7 protein-coding genes are annotated in these 4,970 nt (G+C 37.8%); 1 reads left to right on the top strand and 6 read right to left on the bottom strand.

Features of this window, described 5'->3' with window-relative positions:
- A partial coding sequence (locus BM141_RS22015) for a transposase (protein WP_143090840.1) occupies window positions 1-338 on the top strand: 338 nt, incomplete at its 5' end.
- A gap of 20 nt (window positions 339-358) precedes the next feature.
- Here BM141_RS22015 and BM141_RS22010 read toward each other — a convergent pair.
- From BM141_RS22010 to BM141_RS21990, 6 genes are all read right to left on the bottom strand, one after another.
- Window positions 359-937 carry a Crp/Fnr family transcriptional regulator gene (locus BM141_RS22010; RefSeq protein ID WP_091549592.1) on the bottom strand — a complete coding sequence of 193 codons (579 nt, stop codon included), beginning with the start codon at window positions 935-937 and terminating at the stop codon, window positions 359-361.
- A gap of 260 nt (window positions 938-1,197) precedes the next feature.
- The gene (locus BM141_RS22005) at window positions 1,198-1,851 is read right to left on the bottom strand and encodes an HD domain-containing protein (protein ID WP_091549591.1); all 654 of its coding nucleotides are present in this window, start codon (window positions 1,849-1,851) and stop codon (window positions 1,198-1,200) included.
- 5 nt (window positions 1,852-1,856) lie between these two features.
- Window positions 1,857-2,438: a phosphorylase family protein gene (locus BM141_RS22700; RefSeq protein WP_262509475.1), complete on the bottom strand. Its 582-nt coding sequence runs from the start codon at window positions 2,436-2,438 to the stop codon at window positions 1,857-1,859.
- Between the two features lie 48 nt (window positions 2,439-2,486).
- Window positions 2,487-2,648: a hypothetical protein gene (locus BM141_RS23320; protein WP_177217516.1), complete on the bottom strand. Its 162-nt coding sequence runs from the start codon at window positions 2,646-2,648 to the stop codon at window positions 2,487-2,489.
- A gap of 207 nt (window positions 2,649-2,855) precedes the next feature.
- Complete coding sequence (locus BM141_RS21995) at window positions 2,856-4,040, bottom strand: MFS transporter (protein ID WP_091549589.1); 1,185 nt, start codon at window positions 4,038-4,040, stop codon at window positions 2,856-2,858.
- Window positions 4,041-4,265: 225 nt separating this feature from the next.
- Window positions 4,266-4,625 carry a bleomycin resistance protein gene (locus BM141_RS21990; protein ID WP_091549588.1) on the bottom strand — a complete coding sequence of 120 codons (360 nt, stop codon included), beginning with the start codon at window positions 4,623-4,625 and terminating at the stop codon, window positions 4,266-4,268.
- Between the last annotated feature and the right edge of the window lie 345 nt (window positions 4,626-4,970).

Raw genomic sequence — 4,970 nt, 5'->3', positions numbered from 1 at the left:
GAGATAAGGGTTATATTACTGCACTAAAAGAAGAATTTGCAGAAAGAAACTTGCACTTAATCACTAAGTTAAGAGCTAATATGAAGAAAAATCAAGTATTAACAGAACCACAAGCCTATTATTTAAGGCATAGAGGATTGATAGAAACTGCTTTCGATGTACTTAAAAATCAACTAAATATAGAACATTCAAGGCACAGAAGCCCTAAAAATTTTCTTATTAATTTGCTGGCAGGCTTAATTGCTTATACATTTTTGGAAAAAACACCAAACATAAAAGCATATCCACAAAAATTAGAGGACAAACAAATTGTATTTATTCAAGAAAATGTAAAATAATTCACGTGCGGTTAAGAAAATTATTTGTTGTCAAAAATCCGCTTTCTTATCCGGCTTAGCGATTGCGGTTCTACGCCCAGATAAGCAGCAATGTATTGCTGCGGAACCCGTTGCAACGTCTGCGGTTGTCGTTGAATAAGGTCTAAATATCTTTCCTCTACCGATTTAAAGCGAATTTCTTGAAGTCGGTTCATCATGGCTGCGTGGCTCTTTCGCACCAACTGTATGTGTCCATCTTTGAATTTAGGATACAGCTCCATAAGGTTGAAAAAGTCATTGCGGTTGATAACGTCTATAATGCTGTCCTCAACCGCCTGAATATTATAAACGGTTGGTGTTTGATTTTCAAAACTGTGCAGGTCGGCAAGCCACCAATCCTCAAAACCAAAATGCGTTACGATTTCGTGCAGGTTGTTATCTACAGAATAGTTCCGAAAACAACCTTGCTCTACATATGCCACTCGTTTGCAAATTTCCCCTTCGTGTAAAATGTGTTCTTTTCGTTTTATTTCAAGTGTATTGAAATGCGATAAAATGTCATTCAGTTCGCTGTCAGCAAACCAATTTGTTGCTTCTAAAAAGTTTTTAAGTCGTATCATACCTACCTACATCTCTTAGGGGAACTGTCGCCATAGCATGACTGCTAACGGACAGGGCTTGCTGCTGTGCTGGTATTCATTGAACGTCCAGCCCGGTACCGCTGATGATTGAAAATATGATGATGAAGTTAACAACAAAAAGCTAAATAGAATTACGTCGGCTGGAACTGCTGCTGATAGCGAACAAAAAGATGAGATTATATTCGTCAGCCAGCATAGCAGCAAACCCCATGTTAGCGGTTCGTGCAGTTGTCTTGCAGTTATAGTCTGCCTTCCCATTCTTCATAAAACTGCTCAACGTAACTTGTCATAAAGTCGTGTCTATGTTTGGCAAGTAACTGTCCAGTTTTTGTATTCATTCTGTCTTTTAGTAGAAAAAGTTTTTCATAAAAATGATTGAGTGTCGGCTCTGCACTGTTTTTATACTCTTCTTTTGTTTTGTTCAAGTTTGGTTTTATTGTTGGGTCATAAATTTTTCTGTTCTTGTAGCCACCATAATTAAATGCTCTTGCTATTCCAATTGCACCCAAAGCGTCCAGCCTGTCTGCGTCTTGAACAACATCTAATTCCACTGATTTAAAGATTTGCTTTTCCTTGCCTCCCTTAAATGAAATGTTCTTAATAATATTTTCTACATGCAAAATAGTAGGCTCGTCAACATGCAGTGTTTCAAGAAATTCCCTTGCTTTTTTGGGTCCGACTGTTTCATCACCATTGTAAAATTTTGAGTCTGCAATGTCATGCAATAATGCTCCTAACTCAACAACAAATGTGTCCACACTCTCTCCAACTGCTATTGTCTTAGCAGTTTTCCAAACTCTATAAATGTGCCACCAATCATGTCCGCCTTCTGCATTTTGCAGTGTATCTTTTACAAAGGCAGCCGTTGCTTCTATTATATTTTGCCTATCCATTTATTTTATGATTGTGATATTGATGTTAGCACTTTTTCCACCATGTATTCCGAAAGCTCATCATGCGGCTGTTTTTTATCTGTTGTTATTGTTTCAATCAAATCAGTTTGCCAACTTTCGCCATCATCACTTTCAGAATCGGTAACAGTTCCTACATATATATAGTTTATTTGTGAACCTGTTTCTTTTGCACAAACATCAGCTACTGCATAAACAGAAATAGTATCCATATTCACAACACTGCAACCTTTTTCTTTCATTTCTTTTATGGTTGCAGGATATTCTCTATACAAACTGTTCGTACACCATACTGAATATTCCTCCCAAACAGTTCCATCAGTTTCCCCTATACTTTTAATTAGAGAATAAAATTTGGTGGAAGGATAAACACCTTCATTTGCTTCAACTCCATAATGCCTTGCTAATGGTAAATCGGAAAGAGCTGATTTTGCAATAAACTTTTGTCCTATCGGTGCTCCGTTAAATGCACCAACATAACCAATGCCAATGATATTTTTAATTCCATAGTAAATAAGTTCTTCTACCGTTGTTGAGCCAACTTCAAAACCGTAAACCTCACTTAAAATAATAAATGAAATATTGTTGTAAGTACATAGTCTTACTTCACTGCATGGTTAATGCAGGAAAAATCTCTCCGTTGAAACTTCTGTAACATACTTTTCAAAACCGGCAGGAAAAGGCGTAAAACAAATAAAAGCCGCTTTTGCTTCATTCCATTTAGCGGGAAGTGTTTTTCCATTAAATAGTTTGGCTGGTGTTAATTGCGGTGTAGTCATATTTGATTGTCAATATTTTTAAAATGGTCTAACGGTTGAGGGTCTTTTTTGCATGACCGCTAACGTGTTGCGGCTTGGCGAAGGGCGGGATTTTTAGCACCAAAGTTCATACGAAGCACAAATGTTTGTTTAACCACAAATGTTTCTACGAAGCACGTCAGCCCGCCTTTTGCCAAGCCGCTGTTATAGGCTGCCCTTCTTTTCTTATTATGATTTGAAAGTGTCATTTGTCGGTTTGGGAATAGTTAGAAAGTATGCAATTACAAATAAAGTTACTGTCGCAGTTGTAATGAATGCAGTTGTCGCACCGAACTGAAACCAAATTAAACCTGTTAGCGAACTTGCCAGCATTGTGCAAATGCTTTGAAATCCTGAAAATGTTCCGATTGCTGTTGCTGTGTCTTTCTTGTCCGTGATGTTTGAAATCCACGCTTTTGAAATTCCTTCTGTCGCAGAAGCATAAATACCGTAAAGAAAAAACAGTCCGAAGAAGAAGTAAAGATTTGTGTTTAAAGCCATACCAAAATAGACTGTCGCAAACAAAACAAGCCCAATTATGAAAATTGTTTTCAGTCCAACATTGTCGGCAAGAACGCCAATTGGGAAAGCAAACAATGCGTAAATAAGATTGTAAAAAATATAAACACCAATAACCATTGTGTCGTCAAGTCCCGATTGCTTTGCTTGAAGCAATAGAAAAATGTCAGAACTGTTGAATAGTGTAAATATTAAAAGTCCGATTACAACTTTTCTGTATTCTGTCGGGCTTACTTTCCAATAATTTAGGAACGAAAAAAATGGTGTTTTTACTTTGGGTTTATGCTCGGTTACTTTTTTGTCTTTGAGGTAGAATGATGATAGAACCGCAAACAGTCCGGGAATGAATGCAATAAAAAAGAGTGTCTTGTAGTCTTGAGGATAATAATACAAATAGAGCAAAGCCAATGACGGTCCAATTACAGCACCTAATGTGTCCATAGAACGATGGAAGCCAAAAACTTTTCCTTTTGTCTGTGGTGTTGCTTCGTCTGAAAGAATTGCGTCCCTTGCACCTGTCCGAATACCTTTACCGATGCGGTCAATTGTCCGTGCAAAAAATATCCAAATTGGGAAAGTGAAAATTGCCATCATCGGTTTGGAAATTGTACTGAAAGCATAACCAAATTGCACAAATGGAACTCGTCTGCCCGAAATGTCGGAAAGTTTGCCGAAATAACCTTTACTAAGTCCAGCCGTTGCTTCTGCAACGCCTTCAAGTATTCCGATAAGCACAATTGAAAAACCAATTGTCTTTAAGTAAATGGGCATAATCGGATACAGCATTTCGCTTGCTGTGTCGGTGAGCAAACTGACAACTGATAAAACCCAAACTGTCCGTGTAATATATTTCAAATTTCTCCCTGTTTGTAATTAGTTCATTTTCTGCTGTGTTGTCTGTTAGGGTTGCCACTAACGGTTTTCGGCTTTGCGTTCGGGCGGGATTTTCAGCACTGCACTTGATACGAAGAAACGCACTTGAAATATGCACAAAAATTTCTACGAAGCACGTCACCCCGCCTGACGCAAAACCGATGTTAGTGGCTGCCGTTCTTCTCGCTGTCTGACAAGTTTTGTTTTTCATTTTATGCTCTGTCCAAAAGTTAATAGGTTGTTGTCCGGGTCAAGTAATGCAAATTCTCTTTGTCCCCAAGGTTTTGTTTCTAAATGTCCGTTTGGGTGAATTAGAACATTGTTGTTTAAAAGTGTTTGGTAAAGTTTATCAATGTCATTTGTCCTGATATAAACTTGTCCGTAGTTTTCTTTAGGTTCAAGCTCTTTGAACTCAAAAAAGTGAATTTGAATATTGTCCTTATGAACCATTAAATAACCATCAAAGTCATTGTCGCCAAAAAGTTGAAACCCTAATTTGTTTACGTAATAGTTTTTCGTAACGGCTTTGTCACGCATTGGCAACTTTGGATTTATTTCTGTCAGCATATTTTATTTGTCAAGTTGCTGTATATGTAAATAAGATTTTCCGAACGTTAGTGGTTGTCGTGTGATTGATTGTCCTGCCGTCAACCAAGTCCGTAAGACAATGAATTACTGTCCCCCGAAACCGAACTGAAGTAAAAAGCACAACAATTACAATCTACGTAAAAGTCAACCTATAAAGAACAAAAAGGGGACAGTCATTCAGTGTCTAATTGTTACTCTCGTTAACTGTTGAACTGTCGGTCGCACGGTTGCCACTAACGGAAAGGGCTTGGCGAAGGCGGGAGTTTCGTAGCACTTCACCGCAACCAAGCACAAGGTATATTTTTATTCCAAAAGTTGAAAATT

Source organism: Thermoflexibacter ruber, assembly GCF_900113045.1.
GTDB classification, from domain to species: Bacteria; Bacteroidota; Bacteroidia; order Cytophagales; family Thermoflexibacteraceae; genus Thermoflexibacter; species Thermoflexibacter ruber.
The sequence above is the reverse complement of the archived record's forward strand: the minus strand, read 5'-3'. Positions and strand labels throughout refer to the sequence as shown.